At 46.0% G+C, this 20,372-nt stretch carries 24 protein-coding genes and 1 riboswitch; of the genes, 13 read left to right on the top strand and 11 right to left on the bottom strand.

Translation table 11 applies throughout. From position 1 onward, the window contains the following. The first annotated feature begins 124 nt into the window (after positions 1-124). Entirely contained in the window at positions 125-472 is a 348-nt protein-coding gene (locus M662_RS18565) for a DUF3992 domain-containing protein (RefSeq protein WP_008633630.1), read from the top strand. Positions 473-493: 21 nt separating this feature from the next. After that, the gene (locus M662_RS18560; protein ID WP_008633628.1) at positions 494-940 is read left to right on the top strand and encodes a BclA C-terminal domain-containing protein; all 447 of its coding nucleotides are present in this window, start codon (positions 494-496) and stop codon (positions 938-940) included. On the opposite strand, the gene M662_RS18555 is transcribed toward M662_RS18560, so the two are convergent. Further along, complete coding sequence (locus M662_RS18555; RefSeq protein WP_328700191.1) at positions 918-1,772, bottom strand: S-Ena type endospore appendage; 855 nt, start codon at positions 1,770-1,772, stop codon at positions 918-920. The two genes, M662_RS18560 and M662_RS18555, sit on opposite strands and share 23 nt — an antisense overlap. A gap of 424 nt (positions 1,773-2,196) precedes the next feature. On the opposite strand from M662_RS18555, the gene M662_RS18550 reads away from it, so the two are divergent. The 3 genes from M662_RS18550 (at position 2,197) to M662_RS18540 (ending at position 5,575) form a co-directional block, all read left to right on the top strand. Then, positions 2,197-3,162 carry a S8 family peptidase gene (locus M662_RS18550; RefSeq protein WP_026577735.1) on the top strand — a complete coding sequence of 322 codons (966 nt, stop codon included), beginning with the start codon at positions 2,197-2,199 and terminating at the stop codon, positions 3,160-3,162. A gap of 631 nt (positions 3,163-3,793) precedes the next feature. Further along, complete coding sequence (locus tag M662_RS18545) at positions 3,794-4,981, top strand: ParM/StbA family protein (protein WP_026577736.1); 1,188 nt, start codon at positions 3,794-3,796, stop codon at positions 4,979-4,981. A gap of 12 nt (positions 4,982-4,993) precedes the next feature. Further along, positions 4,994-5,575, top strand: a complete 582-nt coding sequence (locus M662_RS18540; protein ID WP_026577737.1) for a hypothetical protein — start codon at positions 4,994-4,996, stop codon at positions 5,573-5,575. A 50-nt stretch (positions 5,576-5,625) separates the two neighbouring features. Here the strand turns inward: M662_RS18540 and M662_RS18535 are convergent, their stop codons facing one another. Next, positions 5,626-5,874 (bottom strand): hypothetical protein, encoded by a 249-nt coding sequence (locus tag M662_RS18535; RefSeq protein ID WP_008640206.1) that lies wholly within the window; start codon positions 5,872-5,874, stop codon positions 5,626-5,628. A 78-nt stretch (positions 5,875-5,952) separates the two neighbouring features. Next, on the bottom strand, positions 5,953-6,504 hold the full coding sequence (locus M662_RS18530; RefSeq protein WP_026577738.1) for a biotin transporter BioY: 552 nt from the start codon (positions 6,502-6,504) through the stop codon (positions 5,953-5,955). A 212-nt stretch (positions 6,505-6,716) separates the two neighbouring features. On the opposite strand from M662_RS18530, the gene M662_RS18525 reads away from it, so the two are divergent. Then, positions 6,717-8,621 (top strand): LTA synthase family protein, encoded by a 1,905-nt coding sequence (locus M662_RS18525; RefSeq protein WP_051348888.1) that lies wholly within the window; start codon positions 6,717-6,719, stop codon positions 8,619-8,621. Between the two features lie 51 nt (positions 8,622-8,672). On the opposite strand, the gene M662_RS18520 is transcribed toward M662_RS18525, so the two are convergent. The 7 genes from M662_RS18520 to M662_RS18490 all read right to left on the bottom strand — a co-directional run bounded on the left by M662_RS18520 (position 8,673) and on the right by M662_RS18490 (position 12,652). Then, positions 8,673-9,449, bottom strand: coding sequence for a sulfite exporter TauE/SafE family protein (locus tag M662_RS18520; RefSeq protein ID WP_008637837.1), 777 nt, complete (start codon positions 9,447-9,449; stop codon positions 8,673-8,675). A 56-nt stretch (positions 9,450-9,505) separates the two neighbouring features. Next, entirely contained in the window at positions 9,506-9,733 is a 228-nt protein-coding gene (locus M662_RS18515) for a sulfurtransferase TusA family protein (protein WP_008637836.1), read from the bottom strand. Between the two features lie 40 nt (positions 9,734-9,773). Next, positions 9,774-10,904: an MBL fold metallo-hydrolase gene (locus M662_RS18510; protein ID WP_026577740.1), complete on the bottom strand. Its 1,131-nt coding sequence runs from the start codon at positions 10,902-10,904 to the stop codon at positions 9,774-9,776. A 39-nt stretch (positions 10,905-10,943) separates the two neighbouring features. Next, a complete protein-coding gene (locus tag M662_RS18505; protein WP_026577741.1) occupies positions 10,944-11,510 on the bottom strand; it encodes a sulfurtransferase TusA family protein in 567 nt (188 codons plus the stop codon). Positions 11,511-11,544: 34 nt separating this feature from the next. After that, a complete protein-coding gene (locus M662_RS18500) occupies positions 11,545-11,835 on the bottom strand; it encodes a rhodanese-like domain-containing protein (protein WP_008637833.1) in 291 nt (96 codons plus the stop codon). An 18-nt stretch (positions 11,836-11,853) separates the two neighbouring features. Then, positions 11,854-12,333, bottom strand: a complete 480-nt coding sequence (locus M662_RS18495; RefSeq protein WP_008637832.1) for a DsrE/DsrF/DrsH-like family protein — start codon at positions 12,331-12,333, stop codon at positions 11,854-11,856. Between the two features lie 61 nt (positions 12,334-12,394). Next, positions 12,395-12,652, bottom strand: coding sequence for a metal-sensitive transcriptional regulator (locus M662_RS18490; RefSeq protein WP_026577742.1), 258 nt, complete (start codon positions 12,650-12,652; stop codon positions 12,395-12,397). A 141-nt stretch (positions 12,653-12,793) separates the two neighbouring features. Between M662_RS18490 and M662_RS18485 the strand changes: the two genes are divergently transcribed. Continuing rightward, entirely contained in the window at positions 12,794-13,507 is a 714-nt protein-coding gene (locus M662_RS18485; protein ID WP_026577743.1) for a DUF421 domain-containing protein, read from the top strand. Between the two features lie 62 nt (positions 13,508-13,569). On the opposite strand, the gene M662_RS18480 is transcribed toward M662_RS18485, so the two are convergent. Further along, positions 13,570-13,953 (bottom strand): DUF302 domain-containing protein, encoded by a 384-nt coding sequence (locus M662_RS18480; protein ID WP_008638906.1) that lies wholly within the window; start codon positions 13,951-13,953, stop codon positions 13,570-13,572. A gap of 173 nt (positions 13,954-14,126) precedes the next feature. Beyond that, positions 14,127-14,244: riboswitch (SAM riboswitch) on the top strand. 92 nt (positions 14,245-14,336) lie between these two features. On the opposite strand from M662_RS18480, the gene M662_RS18475 reads away from it, so the two are divergent. From M662_RS18475 to M662_RS18450, 6 genes are all read left to right on the top strand, one after another. After that, positions 14,337-15,365, top strand: coding sequence for a methionine ABC transporter ATP-binding protein (locus M662_RS18475; protein ID WP_008638905.1), 1,029 nt, complete (start codon positions 14,337-14,339; stop codon positions 15,363-15,365). Then, positions 15,355-16,017, top strand: coding sequence for a methionine ABC transporter permease (locus tag M662_RS18470; RefSeq protein ID WP_008638903.1), 663 nt, complete (start codon positions 15,355-15,357; stop codon positions 16,015-16,017). The genes M662_RS18475 and M662_RS18470 overlap by 11 nt, the downstream gene beginning before the upstream one ends. 15 nt (positions 16,018-16,032) lie before the next feature. Beyond that, entirely contained in the window at positions 16,033-16,869 is an 837-nt protein-coding gene (locus M662_RS18465; protein WP_008638900.1) for a MetQ/NlpA family ABC transporter substrate-binding protein, read from the top strand. Between the two features lie 13 nt (positions 16,870-16,882). Beyond that, positions 16,883-18,070: a M20 family metallopeptidase gene (locus tag M662_RS18460; protein ID WP_026577744.1), complete on the top strand. Its 1,188-nt coding sequence runs from the start codon at positions 16,883-16,885 to the stop codon at positions 18,068-18,070. Positions 18,071-18,192: 122 nt separating this feature from the next. Further along, a complete protein-coding gene (locus M662_RS18455; protein ID WP_008638896.1) occupies positions 18,193-18,933 on the top strand; it encodes a Cof-type HAD-IIB family hydrolase in 741 nt (246 codons plus the stop codon). 282 nt (positions 18,934-19,215) lie between these two features. Beyond that, positions 19,216-20,355 (top strand): thiolase family protein, encoded by a 1,140-nt coding sequence (locus M662_RS18450; protein WP_026577745.1) that lies wholly within the window; start codon positions 19,216-19,218, stop codon positions 20,353-20,355. The last annotated feature ends 17 nt before the right edge of the window (positions 20,356-20,372 follow it).

The following is a 20,372-nucleotide window of genomic DNA, read 5'->3' as shown; positions in this document are numbered from 1 at the left end:
ACGCACCGGCCTGAGAGCCGGTGCGTTTTTTTATTGCCCGGGGAATGACGCTGGACAATCGGCTATACTGTTTTCTCTTTCGTGCATAGGATGAAATAACTAAGGGGAGAAGGGGGTGTTTAGTATGGCTTTATTAGGCGGCTGCAGTGATATGTCTGTCAGCAGTGTTAATGATGCCGTGTGTTTTACCATTACCTTGGAGGACACGACTGCGGGAACGCCTGTGGAAGTGTGGGAGGACAGTACGGGTTTTGCTATTAATGGAACGATTATGATTGAGAACAACGGAATTACGGAAACATCACCTACGGCATCTCTGCTGGTGAACGATACAGAAGTGACTGGATTTACAGTAGCACCGGGAGAAAGCAGGGCAATTACACTGGATAATCTGAACTCCATTGGAATCAGCGGTGCTGGCACAGGATCTTCTGCAGTAAAAGTTTCTTTTTCTTTAAATTATAAATTCTGAACATAGGAAAGGTAGAGGGAGATGGCACAAATTCCGTTCTGTAATAGTGAATCCGATCCTGTCGGAGGAGACTCGATGTATGCTTCTAACACGTCAGGAACCAGCCTGCTCGTCATTGCAGGGGGTACGAATGTACCGCTCCCGAATAATCAGGTATTAGGAGGATTCACAGCCACGCCGAACAATCAGGTATTCACGGTGCCTGTTTCGGGGAGGTACTATGTGTCCTACCAGTTAAATACGACAGTCGGGCTGCTGGCGGGCACGAGGATTCTTCGGAATGGTACGGCTGTACCTGGATCCATTCTCTCTCCATCCCTTTCAACATCCAGCTATAATAATGATCTTATTGTGAATTTGAACGCTGGTGATACGATCAGAGTTCAGTTTTTTGGTCTGCTTGCTACGGTTGTTCTGGTCGGAGGAGGGGCAACGGGGGCTGCGCTTACTGTGATTCGCTTGGCTTAATATAGGGGTGTTTCAGAGAGCCTCGTATGGCGATGGTGTGGATTTTTGTTGACTTTAGTGTAAGATCTACCTGGATTTCATGAGAAATTTTCAAACAGCGCCTCTGATCTATGCATGCAGATGTAGAATGCAGCTGAATGTCGTGGATTGTGTAGGAAATTTCTGCTCCGTCAGGGGTATGGAGATGAACGTTTTTCTCATAATGGATTGGTAGAACCTCCACCAGGCACTGTTCCTCTGTTATTGTATCTGTCCGGATAACGGCGAGGAAGCCTTTAATAACCACAGAAAACCGTTGGGGGATTGTTGATGAGGGCTCTCTCCGATTGGTTTTTACATAGACATGTAAGGGGGAGTAATCTGCATTATTTGAAGCATCCGGAGCAGACGTGAAAAAGCTTGATACTTTATACCTGTCGGAAGAATGATATGCCTTCTTAAGGATCACCTCTACTGTACCTATATACCCGGTAATGGTGCAGGATTCAGGAACCTTTAAAACAATAGAGGTGATGTTTTGTACCGTGATGGAGAACGGCTGCTCTGCCTCGATGGAGAAAGACTCTTTCCCGTTCAAGACTAGTTTCATCGGTCCTCTCATTTTATGGACCTGATTAACATTAATGGTAACCGCATAGGAATGCTTGGAGTAATGTTCCCACAGAGGGAAGTAATACTTGTTTTTACATGCTCTTTCGATGTTAAAAATGAGCTTTTCTACAGGATATGATTCTATCTGGGAAAGAGGAATGTTGTGGTTTTTATAAAATGTCTCGTTTAAGGTAACCCAGTCATATAGAACAGGGACTCGGATGCAGTGATCCTGATTCATGGACAATAGGCCGCCTCCTCTTCGAGCTCCTTTACTATATGTTCCAATCAGGGAGTTTGTGTCCTAATGTGCCTTTTGTAGATAGCTTGGACGGTTTCCCGTTTCGGCAGGCGTGGGGGGGTAATGGAAGCAACGTGTGATAAGTTCTCATGACATAAAGGACAGACCCATTGAGAGGAGGAGGATCGATAAGATGGTCTTTGACAAGTCGTGCAGATCTTTTTCAACATTTCCTTCACCCTTTCTGTTCTTTATGAAGAACGTTTCATTAAGATTATAACGCATATTTATTCAAATGGGTAGATGGTTCTGTTTTCTTGTTTACACACATGCCTCGTTCACTCTGGATAAGTGATGATGGTATAATTATGGAAGAGATTCCCTTCATGACTGAACTCCAAACCATAAGCAGGAGGAGATACCCATGAACCAAATGAAACTGATTCCATATCGCACAGAAACTGTTTTAGAGTCCATTTCAGAGGTTCCTTCAGGAATAAAAATGGTGGAAGCAGAGGAGTTGTGGGAACGGACAGATCAAGGTGCAGGCAGTGTCGTAGCTGTTATTGACACAGGCTGTCAGATGGATCACCCGGATTTGGAGGGGCAGATCATCGATGGCTACAATTTCACAGATGACTTTAATGGAAGTATAGAAGATTATAATGATAATAACGGACACGGCACCCATGTTGCCGGTACCATCGCAGCTTTAGAGAATGGAAATGGAGTAGTAGGGGTGGCGCCAAAAGCAAAACTACTTATTTTAAAGGTCCTTTCCGGTGATGGGAGTGGCAGTTATGAGTGGATTGTTAATGCTATTCGCTATGCGATCGACTGGGAAGGTCCTTCCGGAGAGAAGGCAAGAGTCATTTCCATGTCCCTTGGCGGTCCTCAAGATACTGAAGAACTCCATCAGGCTGTAAAAGATGCCGTAGACAGTGGAATATCGATCGTATGTGCCGCTGGAAATGACGGAGACGGCAGGGAAGATACACAGGAATTCAGCTATCCCGGCGCTTATAATGAAGTCATACAGGTGGGAGCCGTCGATAATTCCAAGGGAATCGCGGAATTTACCAATATGAATGATCAAATAGACTTGGTTGCTCCCGGTGTTGATGTCCTGTCCACTTACACGGAAGGGAAGTATGCCAAGCTCTCCGGCACTTCCATGGCTACTCCTCATGTCTCAGGAGGGATAGCGCTGTTAATCCCTTTGGTGGAAAAACAGTTTCAGCGCTCTATGTCAGAGTCGGAGATCTTTTCACAGCTGATCAAGCGAACGACCCCTCTCGGCTTTAGTAAAGTTGCGGAAGGAAACGGGCTGATGACACTCGCTCTCACAGATAAATTGGAAGAAATTTTTCGTGTTCATACAGAAAAATAAACGGATTACCCTATTGTTTAATGGGACATCTATACTTGTAAAAGAGGCATACAGTCGTATGCCTCTTTTACGTTTGTTGATATCGGGTCACTTACGTTCTTCGTGTTCTTCTACTCTCTTTCACTTCGGTCCCGTGCATATGGTGCTTATTAAGGCGCTCCCATTCATGTATAGGAACCTCCCATCTCCCTCCTCCTATGCTTCAAATAGGATGATTTTATCTTAAGAGATAATTTCATTTAGAAAATCGACGTGGTTTTTGTTCATCCCCCTTTTTCACACCCTCCTACTTTCCTCACATCAGCCCGGGTTCTGGAAAATCGCAGTAGTACTAAGCCCATCTTTTTGTGTAAGATATTGTATGTTTACGTAAAATGCATACAAGAACACATTAATGTAAACATGTGTACAAAAAGAAAACAATACGTATTCAAATATGTGTGCATGAAAACAAAAGTGTACACATCCTTATATATCAACGTGCGTTCGAAATAGTACACTTGTAAACATATTTGTACACATGCACACATGAATGAATGCTCAAAAAGGCGCATTGACTATTAGGAGCGTGTTTAATAGATTAAGAGTAAGCTAGACAAAATTTAGTAATAGAAAAGGAGAGCTGTATAATATGACAAATTCAAGAATCGCAGCTGTTGATGTAGGTAACGATGCTGTAAAAGCAAACTTTGGAAAACTAGAATCTTCTTTATATATCCCGAACGTCATTGCAAGAGATCTGGAGGACCGACCTGTAATCGGTATTGAAGATTTGGATGATAAAGAACCACTTGATAACCTACATATCCGCGTGCACTCCCCTGCTCTGAGGGAAAACAACGCAATTTACCGTGTAGGTAATCTGGCTACAAAAACGACCAACTCTACTGAACTCGACCCTGGCAGTTATAAGTCAGAGGAAGATCAGACGCTGGTCATGCTTTTTGCTGCATTAGCTATGGATGCTGTATCCGGTAAAAACGCTCAATCGAGCAAAAATAACGTATTAGAGGCGAACTACACGCTGGGTACAGGACTTCCACTTAGAGAAGTGAAAGAAGGAAAAGACGTTGGGTACCGTTCGCAGCTGCTTGGATCTGTTCACCAGGTCGAGTTCCTTGTAACGCCTAAATATCAAGGAATCAAAGTTAATTTGAAATTTGATGAAGTTAAAGTATATCCAGAAGGATTCGCAGCTTATGTGAACCTGGTAATGGATAATGATTTGACGATTATTAATAAAGAACTTGTGGACAAACAGATTTTGATTCAGGATATTGGTGGTCTGTCCACAGATATCGCTGTGATCCGTAACCGCAATGTGGATGATGACAAAGCACAAGGATTCAACCTGGGTGTTTCTGAATCATTAGAAATGATTCGTGATGAAATCCTGACGAAACACGGTGTGGAATTGGACAGCCGCCGCGATGTCGTTGATATCATCACCCGTAAGAATGACCGCCACCATATCATGGTCCGCGGAAGCCGTACGAATGTTCATGACATTACCGACCGCATCCTTCTTGAACTTGCGAAGAAACAATACCGTTATTTGAGAAATGTATGGCAGAAAAACTCCCAGACAGAGATCTGCTACTTTGTCGGTGGCGGTTCTGCTGTTTTGAAAGATTACATCAAGACCCTGAACAACAAACTGGACGGTTTCAACATCGAGTTCTTTGAGGACGAGCAGGAAAGCATTTGGATGATGGCAAACGCTTATTACAAGCTGATTTCTGATTTCATCCGCAAAAACAATAATGAGTTCTCTAAAGATAACAAGAAGCAAGAACAAAAATCAGGATCCGCTAAATAATAGGAGGATTCTATGAGTTCTTCCAGGAAAAGTGTGGAGAGGGGACAATCGATCACGTTTCGTGTCCCCTCGGACACACCTGATCATATTTTGAAGCAATTAACCCGTTTAAAAGAAGAAGAGCGAAGGAACTTTTCAAGCAGAATTGCTCAGTTTGTCATGGACGGGGTCAGTGAGACACTGTCGAAAGATAAGGAAATGGTGACAATTCCTCTACCGAAGCCGTTGACGAAGGAACAGCGCAGCTGGATGAAGCATGAACATTCCGAGGCGTTGATCGGTAGTATTCTTTATCAATTGATGCTCGACCCGATGCGGGCGACCACGCTGCTCGCCACGATGAACAGCAATGCTTATGATATCGATGATGCTCTCTATCTGCAGGAGGAAGAGGCAGCAGCTTCCAATGAAGAGAAAGAAGTAGATGTCCCCGTTAATAATCCAGTGGCGGAAATCCCTGAATTCACGGACGATGACTTAGACGACCTTGATCTGGACAGCCTTCAAGGGGATCTGCGTGTAGAAGAGGAAGACACCAAGGAAGAAGACGAGGACGATATGCTTGATGATTTCTTCAGCCGAATGAACCGATAAAAATAAGCCCTCTCAATTATGGCGAGTGGGCTTATTTTTATCGGTTTCTTTCAATCCAACCGGTTGTTTTGTGCGAATGCTACGAAGGAACGCTCGTCCTCCACAAGACCGCATGCTCCGCACTGGACCTTTTTATCCGGTCCTTTGTACGGCGTATGAAAGGCGTCCATGTTTTCATTGGAATATTCCGTGTCGACTTCTCCGGTTTTTGGATTCATTTTCACGGCGGATGCCTTCTGCTCGATCACGTTGAACCTGGACCGGTTCGTTTTGCAGTTGGGGCAAAGGTATGGCTGCATCGTATTCACCTCCATTAAATAGGATGCGCCGTCATCATCCAAATTATGTAAAGGTGCGATTTTCTTAACTCATAGCGTTCAGGCTGTCTTCCGTAGAGGTGAATTTCTCCCCTTCTTTTGAATAAGCACACCGAAATAGGCGGCAAGGAGCGCTTTAATAATACCGACGGGGAGAAACGGAATGACTCCTGCTTTAAGGGCTTCGCTCCAAGAAAGATCGAGGAGCGATTGAAGTTGTATCATACCGCATAGGAGGATAAGGGCTGTACCAACCAGGTTGGCATAAATCGCTGTAGTTAGTTGAATTCCTTTTCTTTCTATGAGAAGGCCGATCAAGTAGGCGGCAGGTATGAATCCGAGAATGTATCCGCCGCTTGTCCCGGAAACGACCTCCCATCCGCTTGCTCCTCCTGCGAAAACCGGTAACCCGGCAACCCCCATCCCTGCGTAAATAATCATTGCGGAAGCACCTCGCAAACTTCCAAGGACCGTCGCGCTCAAACCGACAGCGAGTGTCTGGCCGCTGATCGGTATAAGAGGTAAAGGAATCTCCAATTGAGCCATGACGCCTGTAAAAGCTGCGAACCCTGTACAAAGCAGCATATTTCTCCATGCTTTTTTCAATTTCATTACAATCACTCCTCCAATGTTAACTATATAAAAATAAGGTTAACTTTTAAAGTGTGTACGGATGAAATAGGTCTCCCGTTTCATTTTTCGTGCGGAATCTATGAGTTTAGACACGAATTGTGTCAGACTTTTTAAAGAATGCAGGGAGTAGTACAAAAAGGTGTTCAAATAAGTTAGAATAGGGTAATGTAAAATTTAACGGAGGTTTTACAATGTTTACAATTAAAAAACATATGAATAAATCACTCGGAATGAAACTATTAGTCTATGCACTAGTCATTTTGGTGTTTTGGATAAAGATGTCTTATATACAAGGGAATATCTTCTCCCTGAACGTTGAAAATGCAAATGAAGGACGGATCCTTCTGTTTAACCCGTTGAGCAGTATTCTGCTCATTTTCGGCCTCGGAATACTGCTTGGCGGGCGCCGCGGGATGTTTGTGTCCTATATTCTTGGGTCCGTTCTTCTATATGTGAACGTGCTTTTTTACAGAGAATATAACGACTTCATTACAATCCCGATGATCAGCCAGGTCGCCAACCTGGCGGACCTTGGTGGAAGCATCACGACCATATTGGAACCCAGTGACATTTTATTGTTCGTAGATGTGCTGCTTGCTGCTTTTCTATTATTCTACTTGAAGCCTTCACGTCTTCAGGTATTCAAGCCGAAACGCCGGGAAGGATTCCTGCTAGCTATTATCGCCGTACCGCTTTTCCTTCTTAATCTTCAATGGGCGGAAACGGAAAGGACAGACTTGTTGGAGCGTGCTTTTGACCGTAATATGCTGGTTAAATATATCGGTTTGATTAATTACCACGTGTATGATGCCGTGCTTCAAGGCCAGACGGAAATGAAAAAGACGTTTGCGGACAGCAATGAGCTGGTCCCTGCCATCAACTACGTCAATGAAAACGAACAGGAAGACAGCGACCGGTTGGAAGGCATTGCCGAAGGGAAGAACGTCATCGTCCTTTCTCTTGAAAGTACGCAGACCTTTGTAGTTGATAATACTCTTCATGGAGAAGAGCTGACTCCTTACTTTAATGACCTTAAAGAAGATGGTATATATTTCGATAACTTCTATCACCAGGTGAAGCAGGGACGTACGTCCGACTCTGAATTCCTGCTTGCCAATTCCTTGTATCCGCTGAACCGTGGAGCAGTATTCTTTACCCATTCAGGTAACGAATACAAAGGTATGCCGGGTCTACTCAGCGAGAACGGATACTTCACGAACGTCATGCATGCTAACGATAAGACGTTCTGGAACCGGAATGTGATGTATGATTCTCTCGGATATGATGAGTTCTTCTCGAAAGAGGACTATGAGATTACGGAAGAGAAATCGCACAGCTGGGGTTATATGGATGAGTATTTCTTCCAGGATTCTCTGGATAAGATGGAAGAAATGGAGCAGCCATTCTACTCCAAACTCATTACATTGACCAACCACTATCCGTTTACGCTTCCGGAAGATAAACAATTGATTGAGCCTGGTGAAACAGGCAGTAACACGCTGAACCGTTACTTCCAAACGATTCGTTACCAGGACGAGGCATTGAAAGAGTTTGTCGAACGCTTCAAAGCGTCCGACCTGTATGATGATACGATTCTCGTCATTTACGGTGACCACTTTGGTATTTCCGAGAACCACCAGAAGGCCATGGGCGAGTATTTAGGTAAAGATATTAATGATTATGAGCAATTCCAGCTGCAGCGAGTACCGTTGCTTCTGTATGGTAAGGATATTGAACCGGAGAAAAACCATACGGTGGGTGGACAGATTGATCTGCGTCCGACCATCACCAACCTGCTTGGAATCGAAGATGATAACCCGATCCAGTTCGGCCATGATTTATTGGACGAGGACCGCCGTCAGCTTATGATCACACGTGATGGAAACTTTGCTGATGAAGAATATGTAGGTATTCAAGGTGCCTGCTATGACCGTGAAACAGGAGAACCTGTAGAAAATGGAGCGTGTGACACTGGTTTCGATGCTGCGCAGGAAGAATTAGAAACATCCGATTCTATCATATACGGAGACTTGCTTCGTTATCTGGATGAAACAGAAATGGTGAATCCCGAAGAAGAGCAAGAGGAAGCAGCTTAATAAAAGAAAAACCACCATTCCAGATCAGGAATGGTGGTTTTTTTAGATAAGTTAAAAGATATCGAACCAGATTTTAATGGTTGTGCCAAGTATAAGGACAGCGAGTATGGTTTGGAGAACGTTCGTATTCATTTTCTGTCCTGACTTCGCTCCCAACGGCGCAGCGATCAAGCTTGCCAGGATAAGAATAAAAGCAGGCAGATAATCGAATTGTCCCGTTGTCACTTTCCCGATGGTTGCACCGATCGATGAGATCAAAGTGATCGCAAGAGAGGAGGCGATGGTCATCCTTGTCGGTATTTTCAAGACGACGAGCATTATCGGTACGAGCAGGAAAGCTCCTCCGGCTCCTACAATACCAGCTCCAATACCAACGAGGAAGGCAAGCAGGGAAGCGGCAGGCTTGTGGAACGTCACAAGATTCACGGGTGTTTCATCGGTCCTTTTCTTAGGGATGAACATCATGATGGTTGCAATAAGGGCAAGAATTCCGTAAACGATGTTGATGCCGTTCTCCGGCATGAATTGAGAGCCGTATCCGCCGATAAAACTACCAATTAATACACTGCCCCCCATGTATAAGATCAGTGGTTTATTAAGATGCCCGCCTTTTCGATAGGCCCACACACCACCGATCGTTGCGAAGAAGACCTGGATCGCACTGATTCCTGATACTTCGTATGCCGTAAACGAACCGACGCCGATGAAGGCCGGTATATAGAGCAGCATCGGGTAGTTGATAATCGCGCCACCGATCCCGAGCATCCCGGAGATGTAGGAACCCACAAATCCGATAGCAAATATAGTAAGAATAAATCCAAATTCCATGTGTCTTGTACCTCCTTAAAAAAGGGAACCGAATGGACGGTTCCCTTTTGCTGTTGTTATGCTTTTTGAATCCAAAATTTGAAGACACCGTCGTTTTCCTGATGGTCGAGAAGGGTGTGTCCTCCGGATTTAGCCCATGCAGTCAAATCGCTCTCTGCGCCTTTATCTGTTGCATGGATTTCCAGTATTTCTCCTGATTCTATATCGTTCATCGCTTTCTTCGTTTTGACAATCGGCATTGGGCATGCCAGGCCTTTAGCATCTAATACTTTGGTTACGTTCATGATTTCATACCTCCAGTAGTTTTATTGGGTCGTCTGATGGTTACCTTACTGCACAGCGGTTCGGTCCCACTTCCATTTCGCGCTGTTCCTCCTTATCCGGGCGGATTTTACCCATGTTCGTTTCCCGGATCTGCTGATAAGCATTCGGCTGTGGTGGAAGGTTCTCTGTGACAAGTTTACGGAATTCACTAACGTCTTCGATGTTTAAACCATGATTCTCCTGGAATAGTGCTCCCAGTTTTCGAGCAATCGTATGATCTTCATTCCACTCATCCATCGTCATGAAGTGGGCAGGCAGAACAAGCAGCTCGGCAGATAGTTCCTTATAGCGTGTATAAAGTGTCTCTCTAAGGTCCGCTACCCAGTCTTCTGCTTTTCCGGCAAGGTCCGGTCTTCCAATCGAATCGATGAATAAAATATCTCCCGTCATCAAGTAACGATCATCGACAACGAAGGACGTGGAGCCTTTCGTATGACCAGGGGAATAGAGCGCATGCACATCGATCTTTGCATTTCCGGCCTGAATCTTCGTTTGGTCCTGCAGCGCGTTGTATTCAAATGTTACTTCGGCAGCATCTTCGGGTGGAAGCCAGTAGGAAGCGCCTGTTTCTTCAGCAAGTTGTCTGCCGCCGGATATATGATCGGCATGCAGGTGAGTGTCCAGGATGTGTGTGATCTTCCAATTGTTTTCTTCTGCAAAGTCTTTGTACACGTCGGTCATTCTTGTCGCATCGATGACAACGGCTTCGCCTTTAGAAACGACCATATAAGACAGGCAGCCTTTACCGATACGTATGAATTGATAGACAGATCCTCCGTCACTCAAATCATCGACTTTTACCGGCTCCAGGTGCTCACTCCACTCTTTCATTCCACCCTCGACGGAATATACGTTTTCATATCCTGCCTCACTAATCAGTTCTGCCACCATTTCAGAGGAGCCGCCTTTGGCACAAACGACGGCAATCTCTTTATCATTCGGTAACTGATCGGTAATAGACTCGACGCCATCGAGTAGATCAAAGTAAGGCACGTTCATATAAGTGAAGCTGTCACTTTCGATTTTCCAATCATGGAATGCGTCCTCTGTCCGTACATCCAGTAGGAACAGCTCTTCCTTATTCAGCACTTTCTTGACGATATCTGCAATCGGCATAGTTTTTACTGACATCCTATTTACCCCCTAAGGTATATTGGTTTGCAAAAAAATTTAATTATGAATGGAGGAAGTTTCTCCGTTCCATTCCCTCATCCCAGGTACGACATTGTACACGTTCTCCAAGCCTTTGTCTGCCAGCTTCTGTGCAGCCAAGTCACTGCGGCTTCCTGTGCGGCAGATGACGTAAACAGGTTTGGTGCTGTCGATCTCATTCATGCGTGCATCCAGCTCTCCTAGTGGAATGGATACCGCTCCCGGGATGTGCGTGAATGCAAATTCTGCCTGTTCACGAACATCCAGTATGGTTACTTCCTGTGAGCGTACTTCCTGAAGTGTTTCATTGTCCACGATGTGTGGATGTTTCTTCTCCTGGGCTTCTTCGCCGCTGGTTTTCCGGAGATAGTGTTTCAGGACATCCCCGTCTTCGATAATACCGAGATAGTCGTGTCCGGAGCTTTTCGCCCATGCCTGCAGGTCGGCTTTGGAACCTTTATCTGTTGCAAGCACTTCTAAGACATCGCCTGCAGCAAGGTCTTTGAATGCTTTCTTCGTCTTCACAATCGGCATTGGGCAGGCCAAGCCTTTGGCATCAAGCGTCTGATTCGTTTTAATTGTCATCTGTGATTCCTCCTTACCCATATAGGTATGTCATTTATTCTGTCGGGCCTTCCCAGGCGAGCATGCCGCCCTCCATGTTCGTTACGTCAAACCCTTTACTCATGAGTATTTCTGAAGCACGGCCGCTGCGTCCGCCGGAGCGACAAACCATGATATAAGGTTTATCTTTATCCAATTCAACCGCCCGCTCTTCAATAAATCCCAGAGGGATGTGTGCAGCGCCGGGTATTTTACCTTCTGCCACTTCTTCATCTTCTCTGACATCAATGATGTTCAGAGCCTCACTCAGCTGCTGTTCTACTTCTTTAGCTGTCATTGTTTTCATATGGTTTCAACCTCCTGATTAGATAAATAGGTTAACGTTTCCTTCTTCTGCATCTGCCAAATAAGCAGCTACACCAGCGTACTGGATGTCATCCAACAGTTCTTCCTTTTGGAGACCGAGGAGATCCATCGTCATTGTACAGGCAACAAGGTTGATTTCCTGTTCCTGAGCCATGTCAATCAAGTCCGGCAACGGCACAGCATTATGCTTCTTCATAACGTCTTTGATCATTTTAGGGCCGAATCCTGCGAAATTCATTTTAGAAATGCCCATTTTATCCGCACCCCGTGGCATCATTTTCCCGAACATTTTCTCCATGAAGCCTTTCTTCACTTTAATTGGTTCGTCTTTCCTTAGAGCATTCAGTCCCCAGAAAGTATGGAAGATGGTAACTTCATGATCATAGGCTGCTGCCCCGTTGGCGATGATATAAGCGGCCATCGCCTTATCGTAATCTCCGCTGAATAAAATGATGTTCGTTTTCTTCGTCTCTGACATTTTACTGCCTCCTTATTGGGTTATACTAATACGTGTAGGGGTATATTGTAAAGTAAAAAAATTATCTGCTTTTGACTAGCAATTGAACAGCTTCGTTAATGGACGCTTCTGTTGTCTGATCGTCATCGGACCCTTGAATGCACTCTGCAAGGTTGGAGCTGACGACAAGACCGATGGCACGATCGATCGCGCTTCTGGATGCAGAAAGCTGTGTGATGACATCTTTACAGTCTTTATTCTCCTCCATCATTTTGAGTACGCCTCTCAATTGCCCTTCTAATCGTTTCACTCTGTTTTTCATAGCTGTGTTATATTCCACTGCGTCGGCCTCCCTTAAGCAGTTATTTTTGTTCGCTTTGAACAGTACATGACTAATAATATACCCCTAGTGGTATTTTTGTCAACAAGAAAAGATTCGGATAAGAATACCGATAGAATACCAAGCTAAGGAAGAGGTGACATGATGGAACTTTGGATGGATACCTGGAAGGTACTGCTTAGAATCGTCACAATCCTGCCATTGCTTTTGGCCGTAGGTCTCTTTATGGGGAAGCGGTCGATTGGTGAACTACCTGTCTTTGACTTCGTTGTTGTCCTGGTTCTCGGCTCCGTGGTGGGAGCGGATATTGCTGATCCGAATATCAACCACATCCATACGGTGACAGCTATTATAGCGATCGCGCTCTTACAAAAAGTCATTGTATGGATGAAGCTGAGGAGTCCTTGGTTCGGAAAGTTATTGACCTTCGAACCAACTGTTGTCGTTTTCGAAGGGAAGATGATTGGTGAAAACGTTAAGCGAATTCGCTATTCCATTGATAATATAATACAAATGCTTCGGGAAAAAGATGTATTCCGGATCGAGGACGTATACACGGCAATCATAGAACCGGACGGGAGATTGACGGTGCAATTGAAGCAGGGAAAAGAGCCCGTTACTAGAGAAGACATAGGTATATGGAATAGGGGTGGGGGTTATGACATCCCCTTGATTATGGACGGTATTTTGCAAAAGGATATGATAGCGCGTATGGAAAAGACAGAAGCGTGGGTAGAGAAACAGATCACTCCCCATGCGGTTTCGGATATCTTCTACGGAGCGGTAACCAACCGGGGGTCTTTTCACTACTCGTTGAAAGGTACGGATCCGAAAATTCCGCCTATCGAGCATTAAATGGAGATCCCTGGTAGAGTGCGGATGGGTGAACCCATCCGCACTCTACCAGGGATCTAATTTCACACGCTTTTGCTTATACAGTGAATCAACCGTTCCTCGATATCGGAGGCGAGTGATTGAACGGCAGCATCACCAATGGGACTTACGAGAGCAGTCGGCTTCGGCATTCCGATCTTTGTTTTACCCTGCTCATCATATACGACCATTTTACAAGGGAGAAAATAACCGGCAAGGGTATTCTCGGATAGGATGTTTTCTGCTTCTTTCGGATTACACACTTCAAGAATACGAAATTCCTGATGGAAGTCCAATCCTTTTTCCGTCAGCTTATCTTTGACATTGAACTTCCATAAGACCCCGAACTGCTCCAGACTCAGCTGTTGTTCCAGGCTTTCCACTGCATCCTCGACACTCTTCTTCGTTTCAACTGTATAATGAAACATAGAATCCTCCTTTTTAATTTCCTGATTTATGGGTATACATACCCTTTAAGGTATCTATGGAATCTGAATTTCTCCATTTTTCTGAGAAAAGTTACAAATGGAATTGACAAGGTGGATGAGGCTGTATTATCATTTTCACCAGTGACATAATTGAATAACGAATTGAATCGATCTTCTTATCTAGAGAGGTGGAGGGACTGGCCCTTTGAAACCTCGGCAGCGGATCTGAACGGATGTCTCCGTCAGAAACTGTGCCAACTCCAGCACGCCTGTGGGCGTGACAGATGAGGAGAGACGGATCTCATATACATACGTGTGAGCCTCTCTTCTTGTTTTATAAGAAGAGAGGCTCTTTTTGTTTAGGAAAGCATAGGAGGGATTCGATGATCCAGTTTGAAAACGTATCGAAAGTGTATCAGCACGAAGGGAAAGAACTGCGTGCCGTCGACCGTGTCGATTTGACGATACATAAAGGGGAAATCTTCGGAGTCATCGGTTTCAGCGGCGCTGGAAAAAGCACGCTCGTCCGTCTTGTTAATTTATTGGAACGGCCGACAGAAGGAAGGGTCGTCGTCAATGGAGAGGATTTGACGAAGCTGTCCAAACCGGATTTAAGGACAGTCCGGAAGCGTATCGGAATGATTTTTCAGCATTTTAATCTGCTGGAGTCCAAAACCGTCCATCATAACGTGGCATTTCCATTATCTCTTGTCGGTACACCGAAGAAAGAGATAGATCAAAGGGTGAAGGAAATTCTAGCCTTCGTCGGTCTGTCTGAAAAGGCAAATCATTACCCGGACCAGCTGTCCGGCGGGCAGAAACAGCGGGTCGGTATCGCCCGAGCTTTAGCGACCTCCCCTGATATTCTATTATGTGACGAAGCAACGTCCGCTCTCGATCCGGAGACAACCAAGTCAATCCTGGAACTTTTGAAGAAGGTGAGAGACGAGTACGGCATTACGATTCTGATGATCACTCACGAAATGAATGTCGTCCGTGAGGTGTGTGACAGGATAGCAGTGATGGAAAACGGACGTGTCATGGAGAGTGGATCCATTTTCGACCTTTTCTCCAATCCGCAGCATCCGACAACCAAGAATTTCGTAAGGACGGTGATGGAGAATGATATACCCGCGTCTATTCTAGACGGCATCGAAAAGCGCCATGCCTCCGGGAATATCTACCGGATCACCTTTGTGGAGGAAAGCGCAGGACAGCCGGTCCTCTCACAGGTGGCAAAACGTTTTGATGTGGAAGTAAATGTACTGTTCGGACAGATTACGGAACTGCAGGGTATTCCATTCGGTCATTTAGTCGTGGAGTTCCAAGGGGATGCGAAAGAAATTCTTAAAGCGATCCACCATATCCAACAAACCGTAACGGTACAGGAGGTGACTGCACATGCAGGTTAATTTGATGGATTTTTGGCCGAAAATATGGGAAGCGACATATCAGACCCTTGTCATGGTCGGTATATCCCTCCTGGCAGCAGCGCTTATCGGCCTGCCGCTTGGAATACTTCTCGTTGTTACGAGACAGGGAGGGCTGCTTCAAAATAAACCGTTCTTTAACGGATTAAGTGCGGTTGTGAACTTCTTCCGTTCCATTCCGTTCATCATATTGCTCGTAGCGATCCTGCCGTTTACACGTCTGCTTGTCGGTTCATCGATCGGGACAGCAGCAGCTGTCGTTCCGCTCGTCATCTTCTCTGCTCCGTACATAGCGAGGCTTGTGGAAAGCAGCTTGCTCGAAGTGAAACCAGGAGTCATCGAAGCAGCAGAAGCGATGGGAGCGACACCGTGGCAGATCATACGTCGTGTTTATATACCAGAAGCATTGAGTTCTATTATTCTTAACTTGACGATTGCAACGATCGGTCTCGTCGGTGCTTCCGCCATGGCGGGCTTTGTTGGAGGCGGAGGTTTGGGAGATTTGGCCATCTCTTACGGCTATCAACGCTTTGAAACAGATATTATGATTGCAACGGTCCTATTGCTCGTACTGATTGTGCAGCTTACGCAGACGGTTGGAAACTTTATATCAAGAAAAATACGCAGACAATAACAGGGGGATATTATTATGAAAAAGTGGGGATTTATTTTAAGTTTCATCGCAATCATCAGTTTTGTATTAGCAGGGTGCTCCAGTGAAGGCGACGCAGCCTCTGGTGAGAAGACGAAAGTGAAGGTAGGCCTGAATGGTTCCGGCGTCCCGATTTGGGAGAAAGTTCAGGAGAAAGCAGAGAAAGAGAATATTGACATTGAACTGGTTGAATTCGCGGACTACGTGCGCCCGAACATGGCACTTGCTGATGGAGATATCGATTTGAACGCTTTCCAGACGGTGTCGTATTTTGATTCCTTCATAGAAGAGCACGATTTAGACTTGAAGCCGATCGGTACGACGATCATTGCTCCGATGGGTGTCTATTCCGAAAAATATAAAGATGTAAAGGACATTCCTGATGGAAGTTCCATCGCTGTCCCGAAAGAAGCAACGAACATGGGACGCGCTCTGCTTCTCCTTGAGCAGGCGGGTCTGATCGGTCTACCGGAAGATTTCGACGGAAATGGATCGCTCGATATCATTGAAGATAATCCGAAGAACTTGAAATTTGAACCTATTGTTGCTGCCCAGACACCACGTGTCCTTCCCGATGTCGCTGCATCCGTCATTAATAATGGAGTCGCGGTTGAAGCAGGATTTGTACCGGTGGAAGACGCTGTCTATATTGAGGATGAAACCGCTCAACCTTATATCAACATCATTGCGGCTCGTGCCGATGAAGCAGATAAAGAAGTCTATCAGAAAATCGTTGAGCTTTATCAAGAAGAGGATGTAGCGGATCACATTAAGAAAACATACAACGATTCCCTTATTCCGACATTTGTCCCATTGGAAGATATCGGCTGGTAAAGGAGTGGAGGAAATGACTACAGAAACAGCAACTTCTCTTTCCACCCTTCTTGAGCAAAAGATAGAAGGGAAGCGGGGAGAATACCTATCCATCAGTCACAGCATTCATGAACACCCGGAAATAGGCAACGAGGAATATTTCGCTGCAGATACGCTGACCACTCTTTTAGAAAAGGAAGGGTTTGTCGTCGATCGGAATATCCCAGAACATGAAACGGCCTTCCGTGCGGTGAAAAGCTCTGGTGTTCCCGGACCTAAAATCGGTTTTTTGGCAGAATATGATGCCCTGCCGGGTCTTGGTCATGCATGCGGACACAACATTATCGGCACAGCCTCTTGTGCGGCTGCCATTGCATTAGGGGAATTGATCAGTCAAACCGGAGGAGATATCGTCGTACTCGGCACACCGGCAGAAGAAGGCGGACCGAACGGCAGCGCGAAAGGAACATTCGTCCGCCACGGACTCGTCCAGGATTTAGATGTCTGTATGATGGTTCATCCGATGGGGAGGACGTCGGGATCGGCGCCTACGCTGGCCGTCGATCCTGTCGATTTTGAATTCTTCGGTAAAAGTGCACATGCGGCAAGCAACCCGCACGACGGGATCAACGCCTTGGATGGAGTCATTCAACTGTACAACGGGATCAATGCCCTGCGCCAGCATGTTCCGGATGACGTGCGGATCCATGGAGTCATCTTGGATGGCGGTCAGGCACCTAATATCGTTCCGGATTATGCCCGGGCGAGGTTTTATTTACGAGCAGCAACGCGTGAAGCATGTGATGAAGTAACACGCAGGGTCGAAGAAATCGCTGCAGGTGCGGCGAGAATCACAGGCGCGGATTACAAAATGACGCGCATTCAAAACGGAGTAGATAATTTTAAAGTAACCCCAACGTTTGATGAAGTGTTCCGGCAGAAGATCGAGGCACTCGGCGAAGTGTATCATGCCGAGCGTAAAGGTCTCGGTTCATCCGATGCAGGCAATGTCAGCCAAGTCATTCCTACCCTTCATCCATATATCAAAATAGGCCCGGACTCGCTTGTCGCTCATACGGACGAGTTTCGGGAAGCTGCCCGCTCGAAAGCGGGAGACGAAGCGCTCATGAAAGGAGCCAAGGCGTTAAGTCAGACAGGATTGACCCTGCTGCTGGACCAAGTCCTGCTTCAGGAAATAAAGAAGGAGCACCAAGCTCTATAAAGGCACCCCGTGTAAAGATCCGTCTTTACATGGGGTCTCTCTATTGCCGGGCTTACGGATTTATTGTACCGGGGGCATGGATGTATTAGAATGGATACAGTAATAGAGAGGACGTGGGAGAAATGAAGGAAGATATCAAACTGATCGCCTTGGATTTGGACGGGACCCTTGTAAGTCATGAAGGCACCGTTTCTGAGGCTAACGAAAAAGCTGTAAAAGAAGCAAAAGAACAAGGAATTCATGTCGTACTAAGTACAGGCAGATCGCTGTCCCGGTGCAGGGATATTGCGGAATCTTTAGGACGCTCTTCCTACATCGTCACGATCAATGGCGGGGAAATCTATGATCACCAATTCGAACTGGTAGAGCAGAATAAGCTCCACCATACACATGTCGAGAGGCTGTGGGAACTGAAAAAAGAACACGGCCTGTATTTCTGGTCTACAACCGTACAAGGTCTTTATAATAGTCAAGATCCGTTTGAGAATGAGGTCCATCAGTACGACTGGTTGAAATTCGGATTCGACATAGAAGACGATGAGGTGCGTGAAGTCATCTTGGAAGAATTGAATAACAATGAAGAGCTGGAAGTGACTAATTCCAGTCCAACGAACATTGAAATCAACCCTGTTGGTGTGAATAAAGCAGCTGCTTTGAAGAAAGTCTGCAAGTGGTTGGATTTGGACATGAGTCAAGTGATGGCCGTAGGTGACAGTTTGAATGATATGGCGATGATCAAAGAAGCGGGACTTGGTGTCGCTATGGGGAATGCTCAGGAAGATGTTAAGAAAGCAGCGGCTTTCACGACTGCTACAAACGCAGAAGATGGAGTAGCGCGCGCTATTGAAAAAGTTCTGAAATAAAAGGATACAGATAACCTTGCAGGTTTTTGCTGCAAGGTTTTTTTTATTTCTGAGAACATAGGCGCGTGGGGGATCGTGAAGTTTTTCGTCATTCTGGTCTGTCGAAATCCTTCTAATTTCATATTTTTGTAATCAATTTAAATATCAGGAAGGAATATATTCAGCAAAGAGAGAAATACAGCAACGTAGTTAGAGAGACATGGATTTGGAGCGCCGACGTTTTCTGCTCCCAGCACCCGCATCTGCGGGTGGCAGGAAGGGGTCTGGCGGGGAGGTTGTGTAATGAGAGAAGTAGTGATCGTTGACGCAGTAAGAACACCGGTCGGAAGGAGAGGAGGCATGTTCCGTGAAGTCAGGCCCGACCTTCTGTTAGCGGAATTGCTGAAAGAATTGATGCGAAGGTCGGGAGTGGATCCTTCTCAGGTGGAGGATGTGATTGCCGGGTGTGTAACGCAAGTTGGTGAGCAGGCAGGAGATATTGCCCGCATTGCCGCCCTTACCGCGGGTTTTCCTGTTCAAGTCCCTGGTGTTACATTGGATCGCCAGTGTGGATCGAGCCAGCAGGCGGTTCATTTTGCGGCACAGGCAATCGCAAGCGGGGATATGGACGCTGTCATTGCCTGCGGAGTCGAAAGTATGTCACGGGTTCCGATGTTTTCGAATCGGCAGGGAGTGAAAGATAACGAACGCCTGACGGATGCATATGAATTGATTCATCAAGGTCTCTCAGCCGAACGTATTGCAGATCGCTGGGACATATCGAAAGAAACGCTAGATTTATATGCGGTCGAGAGCCACAGGCGGGCGATACAAGCGGTAAAAGAAGGGCGGTTTGATAAAGAGATTCATCCAATTACGACAGCAGACGGGGATGTGTGCAGCCGGGATGAAGGACCAAGAACGGATACATCCATGGATGCATTGGCACAATTAAAGCCGCCGTTTAAAGAAGGAGGGAAAATCACAGCGGGTAATGCCAGTCAAATCAGTGATGGAGCGGCCGCTCTACTGCTTATGTCAAAGGAGAAGGCGGAAGCAGAAGGAATTAAAGGAAGATGCCGTATCGCCTCCCGCTCCGTCATCGGCTCTGATCCGACACTCATGCTGACAGGACCGCTTCCTGCGACCTACAAAGCATTGGAAAAAGCCGGATTGGCTCTTGAGGATATCGATCTTTTTGAAGTGAACGAGGCTTTTGCCTCTGTGCCGCTATTTTGGATGAAAGAAACGGGGGTACCGCATGAGAAGGTGAATGTGAACGGAGGAGCGATTGCGCTTGGTCATCCACTTGGCGCGACAGGAGTGAAGCTGATGACAACATTAGTTCACGAACTGGAAAGGAGAAACGCGCGTTACGGATTGCAGGCTGTCTGTGAAGGGTTAGGAATGGCGAATGCGACTATTATTGAAAGAATCAAATGACTGCATGGAGAACGTCA

The organism is Bacillus sp. SB49, assembly GCF_000469135.2.
In the GTDB taxonomy this organism is placed as follows: domain Bacteria; phylum Bacillota; class Bacilli; order Bacillales; family Halobacillaceae; genus Halobacillus.
Note: the sequence above shows the minus strand (reverse complement) of the source record. Positions and strands in the feature narration are given on the sequence as shown.